This window comes from Actinosynnema sp. NPDC023587 (assembly GCF_040640215.1).
In the GTDB taxonomy this organism is placed as follows: Bacteria; Actinomycetota; Actinomycetes; order Mycobacteriales; family Pseudonocardiaceae; genus Actinosynnema.
This window is the reverse complement of sequence record NZ_JBFABG010000011.1, coordinates 82697-105917: the sequence shown is the minus strand read 5'-3', so window position 1 is coordinate 105917 and position 23221 is coordinate 82697. Positions and strand designations below refer to the sequence as shown.

Sequence of the window (23221 nt, the reverse complement as noted above, 5' to 3'; positions counted from 1 at the left end):
CCGCCACCCGCACACCCCACCCCCACCAACCGAACGGAGGACCAGATGTCGGACGACGTCCGGGCGCAGGCCCGCGACCACCTCTGGTTGCACTTCACCAACCACGCGGGCATCGCCGCGGGCGCGGAACTGCCGGTCATCACCCGCGCCGAGGGCGCGTACCTGTGGGACGACAAGGGCCGCAGGTTCCTCGACGGCCTCTCGGGCCTGTTCACGGCGAACGTCGGCCACGGCCGGCCGGAGCTGGCGGACGCGGCGGCGAAGCAGATCCGCGAACTCGACTTCGTGCCGATCTGGGGCCGCGTCCACCCGCGCGCCGCCGAACTGGCCGAGGCGCTCGCGGCGCGGGCACCGGGCGACCTCAACCGCGTGTTCTTCACCAACAGCGGCAGTGAGAGCGTCGAGTCGGCGTGGAAGATCGCCAAGCAGTACTTCAAGGCGATCGGACAGCCGGGCCGTTACAAGGTCGTCAGCCGGAACCTGGCCTACCACGGCACGACGCACGGCGCGCTGGCCATCACGTCGCTGCCGCCGGTCCGGGCACAGTTCGAGCCGCTGGTGCCCGGCGCGGTCAAGGTGCCGCACACGGACCTCTACCGCGCTCCAGAACACCTGGGCGACGAGGAGGCGTACGGGCGCTGGGCGGCGGACCGGATCGCGGAGGCCATCGAGCTGGAGGGCCCCGAGTCGGTCGCGGCGATCTTCCTGGAACCGGTGCAGAACTCCGGCGGGGTCCTCCCGCCGCCGCGCGGCTACCTGGAGCGGGTGCGCGAGATCGCCGACCGGTACGGCGTGCTGCTGGTGGCGGACGAGGTCACCGCGGGCTTCGGCCGCGTGGGCGACTTCTTCTCGATCAACCGGTACGGGGTCGTGCCGGACATCATCACCGCCGCCAAGGGCATCACCTCCGGCTACATCCCGATCGGCGCGACCATCGTCAGCGACCGGGTGTTCGAGCCCTTCAAGAAGAAGGAGAACACCTTCGCCCACGGGCACACGTTCGCCGGCCACCCGGTGGCGGCGGCGGTGGCGCTGGAGAACCTGGCGATCTTCGAGCGCGAGAAGCTCAACGAACGCGTGCGGGACAACGAGGGCGCGTTCCGCGCCACGCTGGAGAAGCTGCACGACCTGCCGATCGTCGGCGACGTGCGCGGCCTGGGCTACTTCTGGGGCATCGCGCTGGTCAAGGACAAGGAGACCAAGGAGGCGTTCGGCGCGCGGGAGCGGCGCGGCCTGATCGACCAGGTCCTCGCCCCGGCGCTGCTCGACGAGGGGCTGCACGCCCGCATCGACGAGCGCGGCGACGTCGTGGTGCTGCTGGCACCGCCGACGATCATCGGGCAGGAGGAGTTCGACTTCATCGAGCAGGCGGTGCGCGCGGCGCTCACCGAGGTGTCGGGGCAGGGGTATGGCCGCGACTGACCTCGACCCGGGCGCGCCGCCGGGACGGACCTGGTCGCTCCCGGCGGTCGCGCTCCACCTGGCGGGCCGGCTCGGCTACTTCGCGGTGGTGGTGCTGGCCGTCTACACGCTGTCCTTCGTGCTGGTGTACGCCCTGCCGAGCGATCCGGTCGCGTTGATGCTGGACCGGCGGTCGTCCGGGGCGGGCGGCAGCACGCAGGCGCAGATCGAGGCGCTGCGGCAGCGCTACGGCCTCGACCACAGCCTTCCCGCGCGGTACCTGGACATGCTCGGGCAGTTGGTCACCGGCGACCTGGGCACGTCGTTCCGGTCCGGCACGCCGGTGGCGACGGTGCTCGCGGCCGTCGCGCCCAACACGCTGGCGCTGGCGGGCACGGCGTTGCTGATCGCGCTGCCGTTCTCGTTCCTGCTGGCGCTGGCCACGTCGTGGCACCCCGGCAGCACCGCGCACCGGCTGCTCGTCAACGTCCCGCCGCTCGTCGCGGCGGTCCCGGCGTTCCTGCTGGGGCTGCTGCTGCAACAGCTCTTCTCGTTCACGTTGCGGTGGGTGCCCTCCACCGGAGGAAGTGGTCTGGTGCTCCCCGCGATCGCCCTCGCGCTGCCGGTGTCGGCATCGCTCACCGCCGTGCTGGTGCGCAGCCTCGACGACGTGCTGCGCTCGTCGTTCGTGGAACTCCTGCGGGCGCGGGGGTTGCCCTGGCGGCGCGTGTACCTCGCGCACGTCGTGCGCAACGCGCTGCTCCCGTTCGTCACCATCGCCGGCCTGACCGTGGGCGGTGTGCTGGTGGGCACGGTGGTCACGGAGACCGTCTTCGCCCGCGCGGGCCTGGGCAGGCTGCTCGTGTCCTCCGTGGAGACGCAGGACGCTCCGGTGGTGATGGCGATCGCGGTGTTCGCCGCGGTGGTGTTCGCCGGCGCGAACCTGCTGGTGGACCTGCTCTACCCCGTCCTGGACCCGAGGCTGAGGCACCGGATCGCGGGAGGCCGGGCATGACGCGGTCCCTTCCCGTGCTCCCCGCCGTCCGGCGGAACCGGCGGCACCCGACGTGGGTCGCGCCGGCCGTGCTCGGCCTGGTCGTGCTGGCGGCCCTGCTGCCCGATCTTCTCTCGACGCACGACCCGTTGGCGGAGAACGTGTCGCGGCGCTTGTCGTCACCTTCCGCCGCGCACCTGTTCGGGACCGACGAGCTGGGGCGCGACCTGTTCAGCCGGGTCGTGCACGGCACCCGGGCGACGCTGCTGACGGCGTTGCTGGCGCTGCTGCTCGCGTTCGGGGCGAGCGTCGTCATCGGGCTGGTGGCGGGCTACCTGCGCGGTGCGGTCGACCGGGTGCTGATGGCCGGGGTCGACGTGCTGCTGGCCGTGCCCGCGCTGCTGCTGTCGCTGCTGATCGTCTCGGGCCTGGGTGCCGGGCCGGTGAACCTGGCCGTCGCGGTGGGCCTCGCCTCGGTGCCCGCGTTCGCCCGGGTCACCCGCGCCGAGGTGCTGCGGGTCAGCTCCCAGCCGTTCGTGGAGGCGGCGGCGGGCTTCGGGGTCGCGCGGCACCGCATCCTGCTGCGGCACGTGCTGCCGCACGCACGCGGGCCGATCACCGCGCTGGCCGCCCTGGAGCTGGCGACGATGGTGTTGTCGGTGTCGACGCTGAGCTTCCTGGGGTACGGCACCCAACCGCCGACACCGGAGTGGGGCAACCTCATCGCGGGCGGGCAGGACTACTTCCGGACCGCGTGGTGGTTGACGGCGCTGCCGGGCGTGGTGCTGGCGTGCGTCGTGCTGGCCCTGCACCGCGTGGGCCGCAACCTCGGAGCTTCGGAAGTGAGCCTGGTATGAGCGTGGAGAACAGCGGCGGGTTCGCGTTGAGGGTCGAAGGACTCCGGGTGGCGTACCCGAAGGGCGACGGCGAAGCCGTCGTCGTGGACGACCTCTCGTTCACCGTCCCGAGAGGACGGACGGTGGCGATCGTCGGCGAGTCGGGCTCCGGGAAGTCCACGACCCTGCACGCGCTGCTCGGCCTGAACCCGCGCGCGGCGCGGGTGGACTACCGGGCCTTGGAGGTCCGCGACCACTCCGGCGCGGTCGCGCGGGTCGACGACCCCCGCGCGCTGCGCGGCCGGTCGGTCGGGCTGGTCCCGCAGGACCCGACCCGCGCGCTCGACCCGCTGGTGCGCATCGGAAAGCACTTCGCCGAGCTGCACCGGCACTTCCTGGGCGTCACCGACCGGGACGAGAGCGCGCGGCGCACGGTCGCGGCCCTGGAATCGGTCGGCGTGAGCCGGCCCGCGCTGCGGCTGCGCCAGTACCCCCACGAGCTCTCCGGGGGCCTGTGCCAGCGCGTCCTGATCGCCCTCGCGCTGGTCGGCGAGCCGGAGCTGATCCTCGCCGACGAGCCCACCTCCAACCTCGACGCCACCGCGCAGCGCCAGGTGCTCGACCTGCTCGACCGGCTCCGCGCGGAACGCGGCCTGTCCGTCCTCCTGGTCACCCACGACATCGCCGTGGCCGGGGAGCGGGCCGATCGGCTCCTCGTCCTGCGCGAGGGCCGGCTCGTGGAGTCCGGTGCCGCCCGGACGCTGCTCGCCGCGCCTCGGGAGCCCTACACCACGCGGCTGCTGACCTCGTTGCCGGGCAACCTCCCGGAGCGTCCCGCGCTGCCCGCCGACGACCCGGCGCGGGTCGTGCTCGAAGCACGCGGCGTGGGCAAGACCTTCGGCGGGCGCACGGGCGAGCGGGTCGACGCGGTCCGCGACGTCGACCTCACCCTGCGCCGGGGCCGCACGGTGGCACTCGTCGGCGAGTCCGGCGCGGGCAAGTCCACGCTGCTGCGGCTGATCACCGGACTGGAACGGCCGGACAGCGGGACGATCCTGCTGGACGGCCGGCACGAGCACACCACCAGGGCCGGGCGCGCCGCGTTCGCCCGGCGCGTCCAACTCGTCTACCAGAACCCCTCGGCGAGCCTGAACCCCGCGCTGACCATCGACCGGATCGTCGCCGAACCCCTGGAGGCGCACCGGATCGGCACGCGCGCCGAGCGGGCGCGACGCGTGCGGGAACTGCTCGACAGCGTGGAACTGCCCGCCGACGTGGCGCACCGACGTCCGCCGCAGCTCTCCGGCGGCCAGTTGCAGCGGGTGGCGATCGCCCGCGCGCTGGCCCTGGAACCGGACGTGGTGGTGCTGGACGAACCGGTCTCCGCGCTGGACCAGACGGTGCAGTTCACCCTGCTGCAACTGCTGCGGCGCTTGCAGGACCGGCTCGCCGTGGCCTACCTGTTCGTCTCCCACGACCTCGGCGTGGTCCGGGCGGTCGCCGACGAGGTCCTGGTCATGCACGGCGGACGGGTGGAGGAGCGCGGTCCCACCCGGACCGTGTTCACCACGCCGGCCGGCCCCCGCACCCGCGCTCTGCTCGACGCGGTACCCGAGCTGAGCGCCGCTCCTCCCCCTTCACCACTAGTCAGGACGGCAAGACGATGACCCGTGCCCCATCCAGAGGGTTGGCCGCGGTCGCGGCAGCGGCCCTGCTCGCGAGCTGCGGCAGCGGCCCCGAGCCGGTCGACCCGACCCACCTCCGCATCGCCTACGGCTGGTACCCGACGTGCTTCGACTACGCGCAGTCGAACCCGTTCGCGATCTTCGGCCGGCAGGTGCTGGACACGCTGCTGAGCAAGAACCCCGACACCGGTGCGCTGGAGCCCTACCTGGCGGAGTCGTGGAAGACGCTGGACGACGGGCGGACCTACGAGTTCACCGTTCGCGACGGCGTGACGTTCAGCAACGGCGAGGCGCTGACCGCCCGCGTCGTCGCCGACAACTTCGAGAAGCTGTGGGAGCTCGCGGGGCAGGGCGTCTCGCCCACGGCCGGCGCGTACCTGCGCGGCTACGAACGCGCCGAGGCGGTCGACGACCGGACCGTCCGGGTCCGCTTCACCCAGGCCAACGCCGGGTTCCCGCAGGCCAACACCGAGGGCCAGTTCGGCATCATCGCGCCGGCCTCGCTCGCGCGGACCCCGGAGGAGCGCTGCGCGCAGGGCACCGTCGGGTCGGGGCCGTACGTGCTGGACGAGGCCGTGCAGGACGAGCGCGTGGAGTACGTCAAGCGGCAGGGGTACGACTGGGCCCCGGCCGCCTTCAGCCACGCCGGCGAGGCCGCCCTGGACCGGGTGACGATCCGCATCGTGCCCGAGGAGAACGTGCGCGCCTCGGGCGTGCTCGCCGGTGAGCACGACGTCGCCTACTCGATGACCGAGACCGGTCTGGCCCAGGCCCGGGGATCGGACTCGGTGGCGACCGTGGTGGCTCCGGGCATCGGCGTGGTGAACAGCTTCCTGGTCAACACCGCGCACCCCGTCCTCGCCGACCCGGCGGTCCGCCGCGCGCTCCAGCACGGCATCGACCGCGAGGAGTACGCGAAGACGTTCTACGGCGAGGGCGTGGAGGCCGCCACGGACGTCGTGTCGCGCGCCCACCCGTACTACCGGGACCGCAGCGCCCTGCTGGCCCACGACCCGGCGCTGAGCCGCGACCTGCTCGACGAGGCGGGCTGGGTCCCCGGCGACGGGGGTGTCCGCGTCAAGGACGGCGTCCGGCTGGAGCTGGAGCTCACCTACTCCAGCGGCGACATCGGCACCGCCCGGTCCGGGTGGGAGTACGTCCAGAGCCGGCTGGCCGAGATCGGCATCGCGCTGCGCCTGAGCCCGGTGTCCGACGCCGAGCAGCTCGACCGCCGGAACGCCGGGACGTGGCAGCTCGCGGTGGGCCAGGGTGCCAGCCGGGGTGACGCGGACGGCATCGCCGCGTTCTACCACACCGGTCTGACCACCTGGAAGTCCCAGCAGGCCCGGCCCGAGGTGGACGAGCCGCTCGACCGGCAGGCCCGGACGGTGGACCCGGAGGAGCGCCGCCGGATCGTCGACCAGGCGGTCACCACCATCCTCGACCAGGGGTACGGCATCCCGCTGTTCGACTCGTCGCAGGTGATCCTGGTGAGCGGCTCCGTGCGAGACCTGACGTTCCCGGTCAGCCCCTGGGAACCGATCCTCTACCGCGCCAAGAAGGGCTGAGGGCGCGCCGCCGCCGTCCCCGGTTCGCGCCGCGAACCGGGGTTCAGGCGATGGCGATCTCCGGCCGCGCGACCGGGAGGCCGGCCGTGAATTCCTCGTCCAGCAGCCGCGCCAGGGCCGTGAGCTGCGGCGTGGTGCGGTCGGTTCGCCAGATCAGGCCGAGCTGCGAGGCACCGCCGAGCCCGGCGACCGGGATGTGGCGCACGTCGCGCCGGTTGCTGCGCTCGACGAACGGGCGGCACACCAGCATCGCGTGGTCGCTGCCCGCGACCAGCGCCAGCCCCTCCTCCAGCGTCGTCACCCTGGTCGTGGACCGCAGCGCCGCGCCGGACGGCGTCGACGGGGGCACCTGGGCGTCGACCCAGTAGCCGGGCGCGTCACCCGCCGGGGCCAGCAGGTCCACCGCCGCCAGCTCCTCGACGTCGAGCGCGTCGCGGTCGGCGAACGGGTGGTCGGTGGCCACCGCCAGCAACTGGTCCTGCGCCGGGAAGCGGAATCCCACGGTCAACCGGTCGTCCCGGACCGGGAGTTGCACGACGGCGCAATCGACCACCCCGTCCAGGACCACCGAAAAAGGTGAACCGAGAGGGATTTCGGTGACCACCACGGAAACCGGGAATTGCCGGCGGAAACGCCGCAGCGCTTCGGTGACCTGTTCGTAGACGCTGCCCTGGAAACCGATGCGCACCTCGCGCAGACCACCTCGCCGGGCCCGCTCCGCGGCGTGCGCGACCACCCCGACCAACTGCTCGTAGGCGGGCCGCACCTCGGTCAGGAACTCGGTGCCGAACCTGGTCAGCGCCACGCGGCGGCTGGTCCGCTCGACCAGGCGCGCGCCCACCCGGCGTTCCAGCGCGGCCACCAGCTGGCTGACCCGGCTCTGCGAATACCCCAGCCGGGCGGCGGTCCGCCCGAAATGCAGTTCCTCCGAAAGCACGAGCAAGCACTCGATACCCTGAACGGGCAACTGGCCCATCAGTACCTCCACGACGTCCGCACCGATCAGCCTAGCTCATCGGTCGTGCAGCGAATCGCTGTTGTTCCACGGGGTGGACGTTGTTCGAATTACCCCATGAACGCCCCCGCTCCCGCACGCGCCGAACCGGACCCGTCCGGCAGCACGGCGCGGCAATGGCTGTCCGTCGCGGTCCTGGTGCTGAGCACCTTCGTCGTCGTGACCTCGGAGATGCTGCCGGTCGGGGTGCTGACCCCGATGGCCGACGGCCTCGACATCGCGCCGGGCACGGCCGGGTTCAGCCTCACCATCACCGGCCTGGTGACCGCCGTGACGGCACCGCTGGTCCCCCGCCTGCTCGGCGACCTCGACCGCCGCGCGGTGGTCGCCGCCGCGATGGTCGTCCTCGCCGCCGGCAACGCCCTGACGGCGGTGGCACCGGGCTTCACCGTGCTCGTCGTGTCCCGCGTCGTGCTCGGCCTCGCGATGGGCGTGGTGTGGTCGCTGGCGTCGGTGGTCGCGCCCCGGCTCGTCGCGCCCCGCCACGCCGCCCTGGCGATCTCCTTCGCGGTCAGCGGCGTGGCGGCGGCCTCGGTCATCGGCGTCCCGCTGGGCACGATCGTCGGCGACGCGTTCGGCTGGCGCAGCGCCTTCGGCGCGCTGGCCGCGTCCTCGCTGGTGCTGACCGCCTGCCTGCGCTTCGCCCTGCCGCCGCTGCCGAAGCCGGCGGCCGGTGCCACGGCGGCCCGGACCGCCGGCCGACCGCTGCTGCGCACGCCGGCGGTCGTCAGCGGCCTGGTGGTGGTCGTGTTCCTGGTGACCGCCCACTTCGCGGCCTACACCTACATCCGGCCCGTGCTGGAGCAGGGCGCGGGCTTCAGCCCGCCGGTCATCGCGGCGGTCCTGCTCGCCTACGGCGTGGCCGGTCTCGTCGGCAACTTCGCCGCCGGCGCGACCGCCGCCCGCCGCTCGCGCGCCACCGTCCTGGGGCTGGCGGCCGGCATCGCCGCCTCGATCACCGCGCTGGCCCTGTTCGGCACCGCCGCCGCCGTCGTGGTCGCCGGGACCGTCCTGTGGGGCCTGGCCTACGGCGGGCTCTCGGTCGGCGGCCAGATCTGGATGACGCAGGCCGGGAAGGGCCGCGAGGAACACGTCACCGGGCTCTACGTCGGGGTGTTCACCGCGTCCATCGCGCTCGGCGCGCTCCTCGGCGGCACCGTGTTCGAAGCCGCCGGCCCGACGCCCCTGCTGTGGACGGCGGCGGCCCTGGCGCTCGTCGCGCTCGCGGCGGGCGCGCTGGGACCCGGCCCCACGCCCACGCCGTCCCGACAGCGGGACGACACCGCACAGACGAGTGAGAAGACCCGATGAGCACCACACCACCCCCCGGCCGGTCCGGCCCCACCCTCCTGCTCAACGCGCAGTACCTGCCCTCCAGCCGGGACTGGCGCACCCCGCAGGGCCGTGCCGACTCCCCGTTCGACATCGGGACCTTCATCCGCGCGGCGCAGCACGCGGAAGCCGCCGGGTTCCACGCGTTCTTCCAGGCCGACTTCTCCGGGGTCGACCGGGCGAGCGTGCGCACCGGCCCGCCGATCAACGCCTTCGAGCCGTTCCAGCTCGCGGCCATCCTGGCGAGCGCCACGTCCACCATCGCGGTGATGCCCACCGCGTCCACGCTCTACAACCACCCCTTCGCCTTCGCCCGCAGCCTGGCCAGCCTCGACCGGATCGCCCGGGGGCGCGCCTGGATCAACGTCGTCTCGTCGTTCCGCTCCGGCACGGCCATCGGCATGACCCGCGACGTGCCCCGGGAGAAGCGCCACCTCCAGACCGAGGAGTTCCTGTCCGTGGCGAGGGAGCTGTGGGCGAGCTGGCCGCCCGGGGCCACCGTCCCCGATCCCGCCGGCGACCGGTTCGTCCGCGACGACCTGATCGTCGACGTCGACCACCGGGGCGAGTTCTACGAGCAGTCGGGGCCGATCGACATGGCCCCCTACTCCGCCGAGTTCCCCTACACGCTCCAGGCCACGTCGTCCCTGGAGGGTCTGCGCCTGGCGGCCCGCACCGCCGACGGCGTCTTCGCGGGCACGCCCACGCTCGGTTCCGCCCGGCAACTGCGGCGGCTGCTGCGCGCGGAGGCCACGCGCGCCGGGCGCGCCCCGGACGCCGTGGAACTGCTGCCGGGTGCGTTCGTCCACATCACCGACACGCCGGGCACGGCGCAGCGGCTGGAGGAGGCGCGCGAGCGGTACGCGGGCAATCCCGTCATCGGCACGTCCGCGCTGCGGCAACTGCGCGACAAGTTCCCCGCCCTGCCGCTGGACGGTCTGGACGCGAGCGACCCGCTGCCCGCCGGCGTGCTCCCGGACGACCCCGAGGAGGTGTTCACCACCTGCGGTTCCCGGTACCTGCCGCTGTGGGACCTGGCCCTGTCGGGCCGGCAGACCGCCGGGGCGTTCGCCGTGCGGGCGGTCGCGCTGGGCGAGCACGCGCAGTTCGTCGGCACGGCCGAGGAAGTCGGCGACGAACTGCGCCGCTGGTACGAGGAGGGCGGCGTGGACGGGTTCCAGATCATCCTGGGCAACGACTTCGAGGCGTTGGTGGAGCGCACCGTGCCACGGCTGCTCACCAGCCGCACGCCGGTTGCCTGACCGGAAACCCGCCCGGGCGGCACATCGGTGCCGCCCGCGCGGGGCCCGGTCGCGGGCTACGGCGAGACCGGCCCGAGGAGGTGGTTGCCCGGCGCGTCCGGGTCGGCGCTGAGGTAGAAGTCGGAGATGGCCTGGCGGAACTCGGCGTGGCTGATCACGCCGTCGCCGTCCAGGTCCAGCCTGACGAACGCCTGGCCGGAGTTCTCGCGGGTGACGCCGAGCACCTCGTACAGGCGCACGTACTCGTCCTGGCTCAGGACGCCGTCGCGGTCGGTGTCCACGGCGTTGATCACCGCGTCCGCGATGGCCATGACCGCGCCCTGGAAGTGCTGCGGAGCGGTGACCTCGGACTGCATGAGCGCGACGAACTCCTCACGCGAGATCTTCCCGTCGCCGCCGGTGTCCCCGTGCCCGAGCAGCAGCCGCCACCACGCGTCGAAGGCGTCGTCGAGGGCGTCGACGGTGGCGCTGTCGCCCCGGGGCGCGACCTGGGCGAACATCCGGGCCATGGCCTGGAAGTCGTCCTGGGTGAGCCGACCGTCGCCGTTCTGGTCGAACCAGTCGAAGAGGATGCTGAACTTCTGGAACTTCAGGACGCTGGTCATCGCGTGGCGACCCCTGTTCGTAGGACGCGCGCCGCACGGTGGCCGGCGCGATCGCGACGAACTTTACGAACCTCCGCCCGCCCCGGGCGCGCACATCGAACCGGTTCACCACACCGGGTGAATCCCGGCGGTCGGAGCACGGCACCTCAAGGTGAGGACAGGTGCGGAATCCACCGGACGTCCACCGCCTGCCGGTCCGACCGTCCCGGACTGCGGGCTACGTGTTGCAGTCGAACTGGTCCGGGTAGACGTTCTGGGTGTTCGTCCCGACGCCGGTGGCCCGGTCCTGCCCCTCTCCTTCCAGGCAGAAGAAGTACACCGGTTCGGTGTCGACCTCCCGCCGCTGCACGAGGACGAGCTCGGAGAACGGCTGCCGGAACCCGTTGAGGCGCAGGACGGCCAGCGCCTTCTCCTCGACCATGGTGAACGGGTCCACCAGCCCGTACATCCCGACCGGAATCCAGTCCTCGGTCCGCCGGTAGCCGCCGTCGACGTCGTAGACGTAGGTGAAGCCGTTGGTCTGCTGGTGCACGGTGAAGTGCACCCGCCAGCCCCGGATGCCGTCGACCTCGGTGACCGGGGGCTGGTCCAGTTCGGCCGCCACCCCGTAGAAACCGGCGTCGGGGTGTTCCGCCCCGGCTTTGGCCTTGGCCGCGTCGACGACGGCGGGCAGGCCCACCCCGATGTCCCGGGCGGGTGCGGCGGTGGCCGCGCCGGTCGCGGTGAGCAGGCTCGCGACGAGCGCCAGGGCCGCCGCCAGGGCGGTGGTGCGCGGTGTCATCTGCTTGTCTCCCATCAGGTCGACGATGGTCTCTGCGATGGTTACCCGAAGGTACTCCTGTGGTCGAGGCAACCGAGAGCGGTCCGTTCCGCCAACAACCTTCACCCCACGGAGGTGGCCACTCACCCGGCCACCGGGCGACCCCCGGCTGTCCGGAGCGAACGCGGGGACGCCGCACGCACCTGGGCCGAGCCGCCCGGACTCAACCCCGGCGGGCCGACGCCTGGTCGATCTGCTCGCGCAGGATGTCGCCGTGCCCCGCGTGCCGCGCGAACTCCTCGATCATGGCGAGCAGGGTCCAGCGCATGCTGACCGTTCCTTCGCGGGGGTTGTCCTTGGTGTCGTCGAGGGTGAAGCGGGCGGCGATCTCCCGCGATCGTCGGCTCGCGCGCTCGAACTCGGCGATCACGTCGGCCAAGGACTCGTCGTCCGCGACGGTGAAGGTGCCCTCGTCGCGGTTCGAGTACCCGTCGCACCCGGTCGCGTCCAGGCCCGCCCAGAACCGCTGGAACCAGATCCGTTCGGCGGCTGCGGCGTGTTTGATCAACGAGATCGGTGTCGTCAGCGAGGCGACGAGCCGACGTCGGGCGTCGACTTCGGAGAGGCCGCGCGCGGTCTCGATCAGGGCTTCGCGGTTGCGGTCGAGCATGTTCTCGATGACCGCTCGTTCGTCGCCGTCGGTCAGTCTGGTGGTACTCATGGGTTTTCACTCCGTTCGGGTGCGTGGCGGGACAACCCACGACGCGGGGGGTGGGGACAGGGCGTCCCGGAACTGGGACGAGTCATGAACGTCAGGGCGTTCGATGCGCTCCACCGCTTCGAGGCGCGGTGAGCGTGCCGGCGCGGGCGGGACTGGAACACCGCAGCCGTGGTCGGTCACCGGGAAGATCCGGTGCACACCGACGACACCACCCTACCGCGTCCTCGCGGGTGACCCGTCCGCCCGGACCCTGAGCAGTCGTCAGGTGTTGTCGGCCGGCGACGATCCCGTTGCGAGAGAACCTCATCTCGGCCGCCTCTCCAGCCGGTCATCCTGACCCGGAGGTAGGTTGCACGCCTGTCGGCTCCACGAAGGGGAACAGGTGACGGACTCGTCGACGCGGCCACGACCGGATCCGGCCGGGCAGCGCGCACCAGAGCACAAACCCGTGTCGCAGCGGTTGTGGCTGATCGGGATCATCGCCGACGTCGCGGCGGTGGCGGCTGTACTCGCGGGTTCCGCGCTGAACATCGCCGTGGTGGTCGGTGCGGTGGCGCTGCTGCTCGGCGGGGTGCAGCTCGTGACCAGCCTCGGGAAACCGGTGGACCGGTGGGTGCTGCTGGCGGTCGCGGGAATCGTCGCCGGCGCGGTGACGATCACCCTCGTGGTCACCCGCTCGCTGGACGACCCCGCCCAGGCGGGCAGCACGACGGCCGGCACGACGACCACGAGCGCAGCGGCGGGACCGACCACGGAGGCGACGCAGCAGAGCACACAGCAGAGCACGCAGAAGAACACGCGGGTGGAGCCCGCCCCCGCGACGCCCGAGATCAGCCGGATGAGCGGCGACCACCCGATTCACCTGACCGATGACTACGCGCTGGACCTGGATTCCCAGGAGTCGGTCTGGATAGCCCAACCGAACGAGGGGACCGGGTCGGGGCAGGACCTCAAATACGACGCGAGCTACCTGTGGGCATCCGCTGGCATCGCACCCGCGAAGGCCGAGTCGACTTTCGAGGAGTGCCTGCGCGCGGGGTACGTGGGCTACATCGGGGCGGAGGACCTCGTCACCGACGCCGCGTTCTGCGTGAAGACGAATACCGGTGCCCACGCGCGGATCGTCATCCGCGCCATGAAAGACCAGCAGATGACGCTGGACGTCGTCGTGTGGCAGAAGCCGACCGGGTAGACCAGCCCCCGAGTCCCCTTCGCCGCCGTCACCGGTGGCTGGTCAGAGGTGGGGTGCTCGGCGGTGGCCGGCGGTGGTGCGTCGCCTGCTCGTAGTCGAACCCGAGCCCGAGCAGGGTCGGTTCGCTGAACGGCGCGCCCAGCAGCTCGACCCCCACCGGCAGGCCGTCCGGGGTGAAGCCGGCGGGCACGGTCAGGGCCGGGAAACCGGTGTTGGCGGCCAGGGCGCAGGCCCGGCCCCCTTCCTCCCGCTGCCCGATCAACGCGGCCGGTCGCGGGACCGTCGGGTAGACCAGCGCGTCGAGGTCGTTGTCGGCCATCAGCGCCCGCAGCAGTTCCCGCGCTTCCGCCCGCCGGGCCAACCGCTGGTGGTAGTCGTCCTGCGGACCGGTCGAGCGACCCAGCCGGGTCTTGAGCCGCTCCAGCACGGTCGGCGTGACCTGGCCGGAGGTGACGATGTCGGCCAGGGTCACCCGGTCCGCCGGCGGTTCCAGCCGGGCCAGCGAGCGCGGGTACCGCGAGCCCGGTGCCGCCAGGTAGCGGTCGAGGTCGCGCTCGTGCTCGTCGTTGATCAACCAGGAGGCGTCCACGGCGGCCATCAGCGCGGGCTGGGGCGGCAGGTCGACGACGGTCGCGCCCCGGCCCGCCATGGTCCGGACCGCCGCCCGGACCAGCTCCGTGGTCGTCCGCTCCGGGGCCGACGTGCCCAGGTAGTCGGTGAGCACCCCGATGCGGGCGTCGTCCAGCGCGGTGTCGTCCAGCGCGGCGGTGTAGGTGGGCGGTACCCGTCCGATGGACGCGGTCGTGGACGGGTCGTCCGGGTCGTACCCGGCGGTGGCGTCCAGGACCAGCGCGATGTCGCGGACCGACTTGGCCAGGGGACCGCCGACGTCCTGGGTGTCCGAGAGGGGCGCGATGCCGTCCCGGCTGGACAGCCCCAGGCTGGGCCGCAGCCCGACCAGGCTGTTGTGCGCCGCCGGGTTGCGGACCGAACCGCAGGTGTCCGAGCCCAGGCCGACCGCGCCGAAGGCCGCCGCGAGGCCGGCACCCGTGCCGCCGCTGGAGCCGCCGGGGTGGCGGGCCTGGTCGTAGGGGTTGCGGGTCTGCCCGCCGAGCGAGCTGACGGTCTCGATGCCGCTGGCGAACTCGTGCAGGTTGGTCTTGGCGACGACGATCGCGCCGGCCTCGCGCAGCCGCGCCACCTGCTCGGCGTCATCGGCGGTGCGCCAGTGCCGCAACGCCAGCGAGCCGTTCGACGTGGGCAGGTTCGCGGTGTCGTAGTTGTCCTTGAGCAGGATCGGGATGCCGTGCAGCGGACCCCGGACGTGCCCGCGACGGCGTTCGGCGTCGAGCCCGGCCGCGACGGCGAGCGCCCCGGGGTCCTCGCGGATGACCGCGTTGACACCGGGCTGGTCGGCGTAAGCCTGCTCGTAGGAGTCGATCCGCGCCTGGTACGCCCTGACCAACCCGACCGAGGTGACCCGGCCGTCGGCCAGCAGTTCGCCCAGTCCGGTGGCGTCGGCGTCCACCACCCACCGGGCGATCCGGCCCGCCGCCACCCGATCACCGTCCGCGCTGCCGCCACCCGTCGCCGTGACGACCGGAAGGAGGTGCGTGGCCAGGACGACGCCCACCGCGAGTGTCGCCGTCCGGTTGCGCAGGCTGTGCGATCGACGCGCCATGCCGGTCCCCCCCACCACCACACACACACCGCCGCGAGGCCCTCGTACCAGTCGATTCTGGACCGGTGCGCGCCGTGGCGACTATCCGTCGAACGGGGTGCGTCGGGCCGACCCCGTCACCGACCACGAACGAGTGATTCGCCACCGATGCGTCGGAGGCCGCCGCACCGGTGTGCGACGGCCTCCGAACGGGTGCTGCCCGCTGAACGGTCAGTGCTGGGCGGGGCGGTCGACGTTCCCGCGCCACTCGCCGGTCTCCTGACCGTCGCGGTGCTCGATGAAGGTCTTGAACCTCTGCATGTCGCCCTTGACCTTGCGGTCCAGGATGCCGAGCTTGTCGGCGACGTTCTCCACGAACCCGTCGGGGTCGATGTCCATCTGCGCGGTCACCCGCGTGGTGGTGTCGTCGATGCGGTGGAACGTGATCACCCCGGCGTGGGTGGGCCCGGCGTCGGAGGTCCACGCGACCCGCTCGTCGGGGTGCTGCTCGGTGATCGTCGCGTCGAACTCCTTGGTCACCCCGGCGACGGAGATCTTCCAGTGGGTGTGGACGTCGTCGACCTGACGGACCTCCTCCACGCCGTCCATGAACCGGGGGAAGGACTCGAACTGGGTCCACTGGTTGTACACGGCGGAGACGGTGGCCTTCACGTCGACGGACTCGGTGATGGTGCTCATCGAACGAAACTCCCGTTCATGTCGGACGCTAAGGGTTTTCAGGACGGCAGGTCGGTCACCCGAGGGATGATCGACCCTGGCACACCGAGACTTACCCGCTCCCGTCGGCGTGAAACAGCGACCGCGCGACGAACACCCGATCAGGGGGTGTCGACCACCGCCGTGGATGAGCGCGTGAAAACGCGGGCAGCGGGTAACCGCGACGACGCGGGACCTGTCGACGAACGGTTCGTGGTCGTGCGGCCACCCAGGTCCGCCGGCTCAGCCGCACAACGGCGAGGAGGTCGCGGTGGCCAGGCAGGACGGCCCGGTGCAGAAGACCGATGACGGGCACTTCGTCGTCATCTCCGGACGCCGCTGGCGCGCCACCGACCCGGAGATCCCGGAGGACGTGGGCGCGGTGCTGCGCACCGCGCTCATGGCCGCGCGGCGCGATGTCGGCCGGGCGCTGCGCTCCGGTGACGACCCGGCGGCGGCGCGGGCACGTGTGCAAGTCGCGAAGGTGGCCCTCGGTGAACGCGGTACGCCGTGGTGGGAGCAGACGCCCGAGCAGCGGCGGCAACGCTGGGAGCACGGCCTGGCCGAGCTCGGGGAGCGGAACCGGTCGACGGCGCGCCCCGACCGACCGCCGCCGTAACCGGACCTTCAGCCGGTCAACGGGTACGAGCCGAACTCGGGGCAGGCGGAATCCCCAACCCGGACAACACCAACGGGTTTTCGCCCCTGTCCCGTGCCGCCGTCCGCTCGGCCGACCACGACTCCCCGGCCGGAGGCAGCTCGCCGTCGCGCCAAGCCTTGTACACCAACCCATCGGGCCCCGGAAGACCGTAGGCGTCCCGCAACGCCACCACGCAGCGTTCCGCCAACGCGGAATACTCGTCAGACGATGCGGGAAGCGGCAACGAGAAGGACCAGTTCGGCGGGTCGATGCCCACCGACGGTGCCGCCCAACCCGCCTCGGTCATACCGCTGAAATCCGCCGACGGCACCACCTCGGGCCCCGACGCCTGCGCGAGCAACTCGTGCGCACCACCGGCGAACTGCACGTACATGCGCCGATTCGCCTGCCAGAAGACGACCAGGAAAACCCGGTCACCCACGTCCCGCAACGTCCCGGCGAGACGTCCGCCGAACTCCGCCCAATCCGACATCTTCAGCAACCCGCCTTCCGATCGGCTTCGACCGCCACGGGGTGCGGAATCCGACCGTCGTCAATTCCGTCCCAGGATAACGGAAACCGGGGAAACCACGGACAGGTGCCAGGTCGCCAGGTCCCGCACCGACCTGTCTCAAGGACGTCCCACCGGGTTGCCTCTCCCCTGCGGTGCGAACGGTGACGTGCGGTGGTCGTCGGGAACCTGCCGACCGATCCTCGATACCCTGGGGTATGCCCATCGACACCGTCACGACGATCGGCTTCATCGGGGTCGGCAACTTCGGCCGCAGCGTCGCCCGCCTCGCCCATGACCACGGCTACACCGTCGTCCTGTCCGACGCCAACGGTCCCGAAACCCTCCAGGACCTGGTCACCGAGCTCGGCGACCGCGCCCGCGCCGCCTCCGTGACCGAAGCGGCCACGGCCGGGGGCGTCGTGGTCCTGGCGGTCCCGTTCCGGGGCGTCGACGACCTGCCCGCCGCCGAGCTGAACGGCAAGGTCGTCATCGACACCTGCAACTACTACCCCGACCGCGACGGCCACATCGCCGCCCTCGACGAAGGGCGAACCACCACGTCGCAGGTGGTCCAGGCGGCGTTGCCGGGGGCCCGGGTCGTCAAGGCGCTCAACCATATCCTCGACGCCCACCTCCCGCTCGACGCCCGCCCGGCCGGAGAGGACCGGCGCGCCGCGATCGTGGCCGGCGACGACCCCTCGGCCAAGGACCTGGTCGCCGCGCTGATCGAGGACCTCGGCTACGACGTGCTCGACATCGGCGACCTCACCGAAACGTGGCGCATCCAGCACGGCACCCCCGGCTACAGCGCCCGCATGCGCCGCGACGAGATGATCACCGCGCTCGCCACCGCCACCCGGCCCGCCGGCCTGGGCTGAGCCCACATCTCATTCGGGGTTGTGGTGGGTCGACAACTCCAGCTTGACGGCTCGGCGGAAGCAGATCACCGCGCAGGCCGGCCGCGCGAAGGCCGTGAAGTGGGTGGCCTTGCGCTCGTAGCGGCGCGCCAGGCGTCGGAACCGGGAAACCCACTCCAGGGTGCGTTCGATGACGCACCGGTGACGCCCCCACCGCCTGGCCGATTCGATGCCACGGCGGACGATCCGGGCGGTAACGCCCCTTCGACGCCGAGGCCGCCCGGCAGGACCCCCGACCGGCCCGACAGCGTCGACCACGAGCACGTGGTGCGACCACCCCGGTCACGCGATGCCCACCTCGCGCGTCCGGGCGTTGCGCGTATCGAAGATCATGTACAGCGCCACGCCGGCGATGATGCACAAGCAGCCGCCCACTTCTCCCGCAGTGGGCATCCGGTGCTCCCAGAACAGGCTCAGCACAGCCCCGAAGACCGCTTCGGTGGCCAGCAGGGGTCCGGCCAGCGGAGCCGGTATCCCCCGGGCCGCGCGCACCCAGATCAAGGTCCCGTACCAGGAACTCACGACTCCCAGGAAGACGCACCACCCGATCAACGTGACGAGGGGCTGCGGGGAGAACGTCTCCGACGGCGTGGTGGCGACGGCGAACGGCAGCAGGACGACCGATCCCAGACCGGCCCCGATCCCGATCAGCGCCGACCAGATGCGCGGGTCGGGTTTGTCGGCCCACGTTCGCTGGGACCGGGCGTTGACCACGACGAAGTAGGCCCAGAGGACGCTCGCGAGCAGCGACAGCCCGATCGCCAGGAGGGAAGCCCCGACGGCGTCCTCCGCGCCGCCCCGGAAGAGTTCATCCGCACCGAGCAGCACCACACCGGCCAGCGTGCAGACGATCGGGGCCGCGAGCTGACGCCACCGCAACCGCTTCTCCACGACGTTCCCGAAGATCGCTATGGTGACCGGCGAGGCCCCGACGACGAGGGCCGTGATGAAGCCGCTCCCGGCGTTCACCGAATACGCGATGCAGAGGTAGAACAGGAAGTAGCCCACCACCCCGAGGTGCAGGCCGAAGAGGATTCGCCGGACCGGCATCCGGGCGACCTCCCGCCGGCTCACCCAGACGACGTACAGGCCGCACAGGATGAACAGCGAGTACCGCCCGGCCACCAGGAGCAGCTCACCGGCCGGCTTGACGGCGGACGGACCGATGTACGCGCAGGCCCAGAGGAACGACGCGACCAGCGCGGCCACGACGTCGCGATTCGCACGCCCGGTCATGTCGGGTCCTCCCCGGTTCGACCCGCCGTTGGTCGAGGCCGACCTGGTACCGGTCTACCCGCGCGACGGGATCGTGGGCCGGGCGCAAGCGCCGCCACCGGACCGGTTCCCGGCCACGACGTCGTCCCGGTCCACGCTCGGGGCCGGCCGCACCAGGTTCGGGGACGGGCGAGCGGAGATCCGTGCCGCCAACTCGCCGACCGGCACCCGCGCGGCCTCCACGGCGGGTCGGACGATCACGCACTCGGCGTGGAACCAGCCGGAGTCCTCCTTGCCGGCCGCGTCGACGCGCCGGTCGGCCAGGTCCCGCAGAGCCGAGTCCCGCTCGGCCGCGTTGGCGAACCGGCGCTGCGGGAAGGTGACGCCCGGCAGCCTTTCCGCGACCAGGTCCCGTTCGGCGAATGCCCGGACGATCTCCGCGTAGTCGAACACCCGGAGGACGAACAGGACCGCGCGCAGGTTCGCCGGGTCCGGGTGGACGTCGAGAATCCGGCGGAACGTGGCGGCACCGACGTAGCCGACGCCTCCCGTGCACGTGATCGTGCGGACACCGGCGAGGCCCGCGACCAGCGCGGCCGACGGCTCCGAGCGTTCGAGGTCCTCCGCCCACCCGTCCGCCATCAGTCCGACGTTCAGCGCGTACCGGATGGCGGGCGTGGACGCGTCCAACCCGACGACGCGCACGTCACGCCGTTGTTCCCGCGCAGCGAAGAACTTCCGGTCGGCGGCGACGAGCGCCCGGGGATCGAGGGTCGCCAAAGCCGGGTCCCGGTAGCGGACGGTGAGGTCGGCGATGGAGAGGGTGTAGCGGAGTTGAGCTGCGCCGACTCCGTAGGAGCAACACACGTCGAGCACCGTTCCCCCGGTGTGCACGTGCGCGATGACGGGCATGGCGAACTCGGGTATCCGGTAGTCGAGCGTGCGCAGACTCGTGTAGAGACGCCGTGGATCAGGCTGCACGTAGAGATCGTCGAAGTTGGCCTTGCTTCTTTCCGTGCGAACGGTCGACATCAAGTCCCCCGTGTTTCACCTGCACAGGCGGGACGCTTCCGACCCGGTGACGCGTCACGTCGTCAGCGGTCGAGAACGCGTGTTTCGTTGCTCAGTCCAGCAGTCCGTCCGCCCGCTGGGCGGCCTTCTCCGTCGCCACGTGCGTGGGCGTCACCCGGCCGTAGATCTGCCGGGCCCGCTCGGGGCTGCTCACCACGCCCGGCTGTTCGCCGTACGCGAAGACCGCGGTGTGGCGGGCGCGAGAGCCGTGCACCGTGCTGACCCGGTGCAGTGCGTGCCGGCCCCGGAAGAGCTGCAAATCACCCAACCGCAGTTCCACGGCGTGGATGAGGTGGTCCGCCTTGCCGGTGAGGACCGCCTTGACGTCGCTCAGGCGCTCGTTCTTCGGAGACCTGATGTCGGGGCAGTACTGGAACTCCCCGCCGGAGTCCGGTTTCTGCGTCATGATCGTCAAGGCGACCTGGCAGACGTCGAAGTGCCACGGGTGCGACTTGCCGGGTTGGATCACGTTCAGGGTGAGGCCGGCGAGCGGATCGGCCAACTCGTACACGGCGGGCATGCCGCACGCCGCGGCGATGAAGTCCTTGAAGCGCGGGTCCGCGTACAACTGCTGGATGATCGTGCTCTCGGGGATTTGATCACGCGTGACGAACGCGTTGCCCCGCGACATGGTGACGCGCGCCGGGTGATCCTCCGGCAACGACGGGTCGACGCCCCGGTTGTAGACGTTGACCTCCTGCGCCTCGTAGTACGCGAGCGGCGCGACCTGCTCGCCTTCCGCACGCAACCGCTCGTGCAGCTCAGGCCGGATGAAATCCCGCAGGACGCGGAAGCCGTGATTCTCGATCTCGGCACGCGTGAGGTCCACTTCGGCCTGCCAGGCCGCGCTGGTGGGATCGTCGATCGCATAGCGTTCGGTGTTGATCCAATCGGTCAACGACTCGACGCCCCCGACCACCGCGGTCTCTCCAGTCCGTACATCCTTCATCATCTGGTCCCTGCCTCGAATCGGGAGAACCGTTCTCGAACGCTCGTCGGATCCCCCTCCCGCCCACCGCGGAAACACGGTGGGGCGAGCCGTCGCCCAATAGGCCCAGGCCATTCGTGGCAAGGCGATGGCGAGCCCCGTGCCGCCCGTGCCGGTGATCTCGCCGATGTCCTGGCCCGGCCGACGTCAAGCCGGGTGGATCAGGCGGCTTTCATGGGCGAAGACCACGGCCTGTACGCGATCGCGGAGTCCGAGCTTGGGCAGTATTCGCCCCAAGTGGGATTTCACGGTGGCTTCCGCGAGGAACAGGGTGGCCGCGATCTCGGTGTTGGACAGGCCGCGACCCACCTGGACGAGCACTTCGCGCTCACGCGCGCTGAGCCGGCTCAGCCGTTCGTCGTGCTCGGCGCTGCGGCCGTCGGCAATGTGCGGGCGGAATTTCTCCAGCAGGCGGCGGGTGATTCGCGGGGACACCACCGCGTCGCCCGCCGCCACACTGCGTATCGCGGTGAGCAGTTCTTCGGGCCTGGTGTTCTTCAGCAGAAAACCCGAAGCCCCGGCGTCGAGTCCGGCGAAGGCGTAGGCGTCCAGGTCGAAGGTGGTGAGGATCAGCACCCTGGTCTGCGGGGACATCCGCACGACCTGCCGGGTCGCCTCGATCCCGTCGGTCCCCGGCATCCGGACGTCCATGAGCACGACGTCGGGGCGCAGTTCCCGGGCCAGCCGCACGGCCTCGCCGCCGTCTGCGGCTTCACCGACCGGTGTCATGTCCTGCTGGGCCTCAAGAACCGTGCTGAAGGCCATGCGGAGCAGCGCTTCGTCGTCGGCGATCAGGATGCGGATCGTCATGCGGACACCGCTCCCCCACTGCCGAGGAAGAGTCGCGTGTGGACTGTCCAGCCGCCGTCCGGAAGCGGTCCCGCCTGCAACTCGCCCCCGTAGGCGGCCGAGCGCTCGCGCATGCCGGGGATGCCGTGACCGGCTGGTGCGGCACCGGTATCCGGCCGTGGCGGGCCGTTGTCGGTGACGTCCACCGTGACGGTCTCCGTCGAGCACCGGAGGCGGACCTCGGCGTGCGTGCCGGTCGGTGTGTGCTTCAGGGTGTTGGTCAAGGCTTCCTGCACCAGGCGGTAGACGGTCAGTTGCGCGGTGGCGGGTATGTGGGTGTGGCCGCCATCGACCTCCAGGCGGGTGGCCAACCCGGCGGCGCACATCTGGTCGACGAGGGTCGCCAGTTGTGCGATGCCGGGCAGCGGGTGGCGTTCCGCGTCCGGTTCGTCGGTTCGCAGGACGCCCAGGGACCGCCGCATGTCGGTCAGGGCCTGCCGACCGGTCTCGGAGATCTGGAGCATGGCGGTGGTGGCCTTGTCGGGCGACCGGTGCTGCGCGTAGACGGCGGCGTCGGTGAGCGCGACCATGACGGACAGGTTGTGGGTGACGATGTCGTGCATCTCCCGGGTGATACGTGCCCTTTCCTCGGCGACGGCCACCCGCGCCTGCTGCTCCTGCTCCTGTTCCAGGCGCACGGCCCGGTCCTCCAGGGCCGCGAGGTAGGCGCGCGTGGTCCACACGTTCACCCCGAGGACGGCGGTGGCGACGGTCATCGCGGTGACCGCGACGAACGGGGTCAGGAACGCGCCGTCGGTCGTCCAGCGCAGGCAGGCCAGCAGGACCCCTGCCTCCACGACGGCACCGGCGACGAGCGCACCGCGCCGGCCCGAGCTCGCGGCCACCGCGTAAAGAGCCACCAGCAGCGCGATGTCCGCCGGGAGCTGGACGTCCACCAACCACTGCACGAACGCTGCGGCTACCACCGCGCCGAACACCGCGAGCGGGGCCCTGCGCCGCCACAGCAGGGGCAGCGAGAGGGCGGCGGTGAGGACCACGGCCACCGGCAACTCGTTCGGCGGGTAGGTGGTCAGGACGTTGAGGAGGAGAAGCGCCGGCAGCAGCGCGTCCCACACCACGGCAGGCAGCACGGAACCCCGCCGCACGACGGCTCTCACCAGGCGCGCCGCTCGTGCGGAGGCCAGATCGGCGTACCTCGTCAGCAGCACGGCCGTTTTCTCCCCCCGCACCCGGTCCCGGCCCCTGACACGGTAGGCCGCGAGCCCGCCGAGCACATGAGACCCACGTCTGACGGCACCGTGCCCGCGTACGACCGCAG

The 23221-nt window shown here is 71.8% G+C and carries 22 protein-coding genes and 1 pseudogene; 10 read left to right on the top strand and 13 right to left on the bottom strand.

Annotated features, from left to right (window positions below):
• Positions 1 to 45: 45 nt before the first annotated feature.
• Genes AB0G01_RS25980 through AB0G01_RS25960 form a run of 5 tightly spaced genes read left to right on the top strand, consistent with a single transcriptional unit; the run spans position 46 to position 6484 of the window.
• Positions 46 to 1422 (top strand): aspartate aminotransferase family protein, encoded by a 1377-nt coding sequence (locus AB0G01_RS25980; RefSeq protein ID WP_360950019.1) that lies wholly within the window; start codon positions 46 to 48, stop codon positions 1420 to 1422.
• The gene (locus AB0G01_RS25975; protein ID WP_360950016.1) at positions 1409 to 2416 is read left to right on the top strand and encodes an ABC transporter permease; all 1008 of its coding nucleotides are present in this window, start codon (positions 1409 to 1411) and stop codon (positions 2414 to 2416) included. Before AB0G01_RS25980 ends, AB0G01_RS25975 begins: the two co-directional genes overlap by 14 nt.
• Entirely contained in the window at positions 2413 to 3252 is an 840-nt protein-coding gene (locus AB0G01_RS25970) for an ABC transporter permease (RefSeq protein WP_360950013.1), read from the top strand. Before AB0G01_RS25975 ends, AB0G01_RS25970 begins: the two co-directional genes overlap by 4 nt.
• Positions 3249 to 4898: an ABC transporter ATP-binding protein gene (locus AB0G01_RS25965; protein ID WP_360950010.1), complete on the top strand. Its 1650-nt coding sequence runs from the start codon at positions 3249 to 3251 to the stop codon at positions 4896 to 4898. The genes AB0G01_RS25970 and AB0G01_RS25965 overlap by 4 nt, the downstream gene beginning before the upstream one ends.
• Positions 4895 to 6484: an ABC transporter substrate-binding protein gene (locus AB0G01_RS25960; protein ID WP_360950007.1), complete on the top strand. Its 1590-nt coding sequence runs from the start codon at positions 4895 to 4897 to the stop codon at positions 6482 to 6484. The genes AB0G01_RS25965 and AB0G01_RS25960 overlap by 4 nt, the downstream gene beginning before the upstream one ends.
• 43 nt (positions 6485 to 6527) lie before the next feature.
• On the opposite strand, the gene AB0G01_RS25955 is transcribed toward AB0G01_RS25960, so the two are convergent.
• A complete protein-coding gene (locus tag AB0G01_RS25955) occupies positions 6528 to 7427 on the bottom strand; it encodes a LysR family transcriptional regulator (protein WP_360950004.1) in 900 nt (299 codons plus the stop codon).
• 129 nt (positions 7428 to 7556) lie between these two features.
• Between AB0G01_RS25955 and AB0G01_RS25950 the strand changes: the two genes are divergently transcribed.
• Together AB0G01_RS25950 and AB0G01_RS25945 are read left to right on the top strand one after the other, a co-directional pair.
• On the top strand, positions 7557 to 8810 hold the full coding sequence (locus tag AB0G01_RS25950) for an MFS transporter (RefSeq protein WP_360950001.1): 1254 nt from the start codon (positions 7557 to 7559) through the stop codon (positions 8808 to 8810).
• Complete coding sequence (locus AB0G01_RS25945; protein ID WP_360949998.1) at positions 8807 to 10093, top strand: LLM class flavin-dependent oxidoreductase; 1287 nt, start codon at positions 8807 to 8809, stop codon at positions 10091 to 10093. The genes AB0G01_RS25950 and AB0G01_RS25945 overlap by 4 nt, the downstream gene beginning before the upstream one ends.
• Positions 10094 to 10149: 56 nt before the next feature.
• Here AB0G01_RS25945 and AB0G01_RS25940 read toward each other — a convergent pair whose 3' ends face one another.
• The 3 genes from AB0G01_RS25940 to AB0G01_RS25930 all read right to left on the bottom strand — a co-directional run bounded on the left by AB0G01_RS25940 (position 10150) and on the right by AB0G01_RS25930 (position 12179).
• A complete protein-coding gene (locus tag AB0G01_RS25940) occupies positions 10150 to 10698 on the bottom strand; it encodes an EF-hand domain-containing protein (protein WP_360949996.1) in 549 nt (182 codons plus the stop codon).
• A gap of 217 nt (positions 10699 to 10915) precedes the next feature.
• Positions 10916 to 11494 carry a hypothetical protein gene (locus tag AB0G01_RS25935; RefSeq protein WP_360949993.1) on the bottom strand — a complete coding sequence of 193 codons (579 nt, stop codon included), beginning with the start codon at positions 11492 to 11494 and terminating at the stop codon, positions 10916 to 10918.
• A gap of 187 nt (positions 11495 to 11681) precedes the next feature.
• On the bottom strand, positions 11682 to 12179 hold the full coding sequence (locus AB0G01_RS25930) for a DinB family protein (protein WP_360949990.1): 498 nt from the start codon (positions 12177 to 12179) through the stop codon (positions 11682 to 11684).
• A gap of 448 nt (positions 12180 to 12627) precedes the next feature.
• Between AB0G01_RS25930 and AB0G01_RS25925 the strand changes: the two genes are divergently transcribed.
• Complete coding sequence (locus AB0G01_RS25925) at positions 12628 to 13371, top strand: hypothetical protein (RefSeq protein WP_360949987.1); 744 nt, start codon at positions 12628 to 12630, stop codon at positions 13369 to 13371.
• Positions 13372 to 13399: 28 nt separating this feature from the next.
• On the opposite strand, the gene AB0G01_RS25920 is transcribed toward AB0G01_RS25925, so the two are convergent.
• The gene (locus AB0G01_RS25920) at positions 13400 to 15052 is read right to left on the bottom strand and encodes an amidase family protein (protein ID WP_360949984.1); all 1653 of its coding nucleotides are present in this window, start codon (positions 15050 to 15052) and stop codon (positions 13400 to 13402) included.
• A gap of 210 nt (positions 15053 to 15262) precedes the next feature.
• Positions 15263 to 15730 carry an SRPBCC family protein gene (locus AB0G01_RS25915; protein WP_360949981.1) on the bottom strand — a complete coding sequence of 156 codons (468 nt, stop codon included), beginning with the start codon at positions 15728 to 15730 and terminating at the stop codon, positions 15263 to 15265.
• Between the two features lie 289 nt (positions 15731 to 16019).
• Here AB0G01_RS25915 and AB0G01_RS25910 point away from each other — a divergent pair, with 289 nt between their 5' ends.
• The gene (locus AB0G01_RS25910; protein WP_360949978.1) at positions 16020 to 16367 is read left to right on the top strand and encodes a hypothetical protein; all 348 of its coding nucleotides are present in this window, start codon (positions 16020 to 16022) and stop codon (positions 16365 to 16367) included.
• Between the two features lie 16 nt (positions 16368 to 16383).
• Here AB0G01_RS25910 and AB0G01_RS25905 read toward each other — a convergent pair whose 3' ends face one another.
• The gene (locus tag AB0G01_RS25905) at positions 16384 to 16890 is read right to left on the bottom strand and encodes a hypothetical protein (RefSeq protein ID WP_360949975.1); all 507 of its coding nucleotides are present in this window, start codon (positions 16888 to 16890) and stop codon (positions 16384 to 16386) included.
• Positions 16891 to 17117: 227 nt separating this feature from the next.
• Here AB0G01_RS25905 and AB0G01_RS25900 point away from each other — a divergent pair, with 227 nt between their 5' ends.
• The gene (locus tag AB0G01_RS25900) at positions 17118 to 17780 is read left to right on the top strand and encodes an NAD(P)-binding domain-containing protein (RefSeq protein WP_360949972.1); all 663 of its coding nucleotides are present in this window, start codon (positions 17118 to 17120) and stop codon (positions 17778 to 17780) included.
• A 105-nt stretch (positions 17781 to 17885) separates the two neighbouring features.
• On the opposite strand, the pseudogene AB0G01_RS25895 reads toward AB0G01_RS25900, so the two are convergent.
• The 6 genes and pseudogenes from AB0G01_RS25895 to AB0G01_RS25870 form a co-directional block, all read right to left on the bottom strand.
• Positions 17886 to 18074 (bottom strand): annotated as a pseudogene (locus AB0G01_RS25895) (IS5/IS1182 family transposase); the annotation flags it as partial.
• A 27-nt stretch (positions 18075 to 18101) separates the two neighbouring features.
• Positions 18102 to 19055 carry a DMT family transporter gene (locus tag AB0G01_RS25890; protein ID WP_360949969.1) on the bottom strand — a complete coding sequence of 318 codons (954 nt, stop codon included), beginning with the start codon at positions 19053 to 19055 and terminating at the stop codon, positions 18102 to 18104.
• 54 nt (positions 19056 to 19109) lie between these two features.
• The gene (locus tag AB0G01_RS25885; protein ID WP_360949966.1) at positions 19110 to 20015 is read right to left on the bottom strand and encodes a hypothetical protein; all 906 of its coding nucleotides are present in this window, start codon (positions 20013 to 20015) and stop codon (positions 19110 to 19112) included.
• A 142-nt stretch (positions 20016 to 20157) separates the two neighbouring features.
• The gene (locus AB0G01_RS25880) at positions 20158 to 21057 is read right to left on the bottom strand and encodes an arpA protein (protein ID WP_360949964.1); all 900 of its coding nucleotides are present in this window, start codon (positions 21055 to 21057) and stop codon (positions 20158 to 20160) included.
• 183 nt (positions 21058 to 21240) lie between these two features.
• Positions 21241 to 21903 carry a response regulator transcription factor gene (locus tag AB0G01_RS25875; RefSeq protein WP_360949961.1) on the bottom strand — a complete coding sequence of 221 codons (663 nt, stop codon included), beginning with the start codon at positions 21901 to 21903 and terminating at the stop codon, positions 21241 to 21243.
• Entirely contained in the window at positions 21900 to 23111 is a 1212-nt protein-coding gene (locus tag AB0G01_RS25870) for a histidine kinase (protein ID WP_360949958.1), read from the bottom strand. Before AB0G01_RS25870 ends, AB0G01_RS25875 begins: the two co-directional genes overlap by 4 nt.
• Between the last annotated feature and the right edge of the window lie 110 nt (positions 23112 to 23221).

Coding starts and splice junctions, on each gene's coding strand:
- AB0G01_RS25940 (WP_360949996.1), bottom strand. CDS start 10,698: ATGACCAGCGTCCTGAAGTTCCAGAAGTTCAGCATCCTCTTCGACTGG.
- AB0G01_RS25915 (WP_360949981.1), bottom strand. CDS start 15,730: ATGAGCACCATCACCGAGTCCGTCGACGTGAAGGCCACCGTCTCCGCC.
- AB0G01_RS25980 (WP_360950019.1), top strand. CDS start 46: ATGTCGGACGACGTCCGGGCGCAGGCCCGCGACCACCTCTGGTTGCAC.
- AB0G01_RS25945 (WP_360949998.1), top strand. CDS start 8,807: ATGAGCACCACACCACCCCCCGGCCGGTCCGGCCCCACCCTCCTGCTC.
- AB0G01_RS25950 (WP_360950001.1), top strand. CDS start 7,557: ATGAACGCCCCCGCTCCCGCACGCGCCGAACCGGACCCGTCCGGCAGC.
- AB0G01_RS25960 (WP_360950007.1), top strand. CDS start 4,895: ATGACCCGTGCCCCATCCAGAGGGTTGGCCGCGGTCGCGGCAGCGGCC.
- AB0G01_RS25930 (WP_360949990.1), bottom strand. CDS start 12,179: ATGAGTACCACCAGACTGACCGACGGCGACGAACGAGCGGTCATCGAG.
- AB0G01_RS25965 (WP_360950010.1), top strand. CDS start 3,249: ATGAGCGTGGAGAACAGCGGCGGGTTCGCGTTGAGGGTCGAAGGACTC.
- AB0G01_RS25975 (WP_360950016.1), top strand. CDS start 1,409: ATGGCCGCGACTGACCTCGACCCGGGCGCGCCGCCGGGACGGACCTGG.
- AB0G01_RS25920 (WP_360949984.1), bottom strand. CDS start 15,052: ATGGCGCGTCGATCGCACAGCCTGCGCAACCGGACGGCGACACTCGCG.
- AB0G01_RS25900 (WP_360949972.1), top strand. CDS start 17,118: ATGCCCATCGACACCGTCACGACGATCGGCTTCATCGGGGTCGGCAAC.
- AB0G01_RS25875 (WP_360949961.1), bottom strand. CDS start 21,903: ATGACGATCCGCATCCTGATCGCCGACGACGAAGCGCTGCTCCGCATG.
- AB0G01_RS25890 (WP_360949969.1), bottom strand. CDS start 19,055: ATGACCGGGCGTGCGAATCGCGACGTCGTGGCCGCGCTGGTCGCGTCG.
- AB0G01_RS25935 (WP_360949993.1), bottom strand. CDS start 11,494: ATGGGAGACAAGCAGATGACACCGCGCACCACCGCCCTGGCGGCGGCC.
- AB0G01_RS25880 (WP_360949964.1), bottom strand. CDS start 21,057: ATGATGAAGGATGTACGGACTGGAGAGACCGCGGTGGTCGGGGGCGTC.
- AB0G01_RS25970 (WP_360950013.1), top strand. CDS start 2,413: ATGACGCGGTCCCTTCCCGTGCTCCCCGCCGTCCGGCGGAACCGGCGG.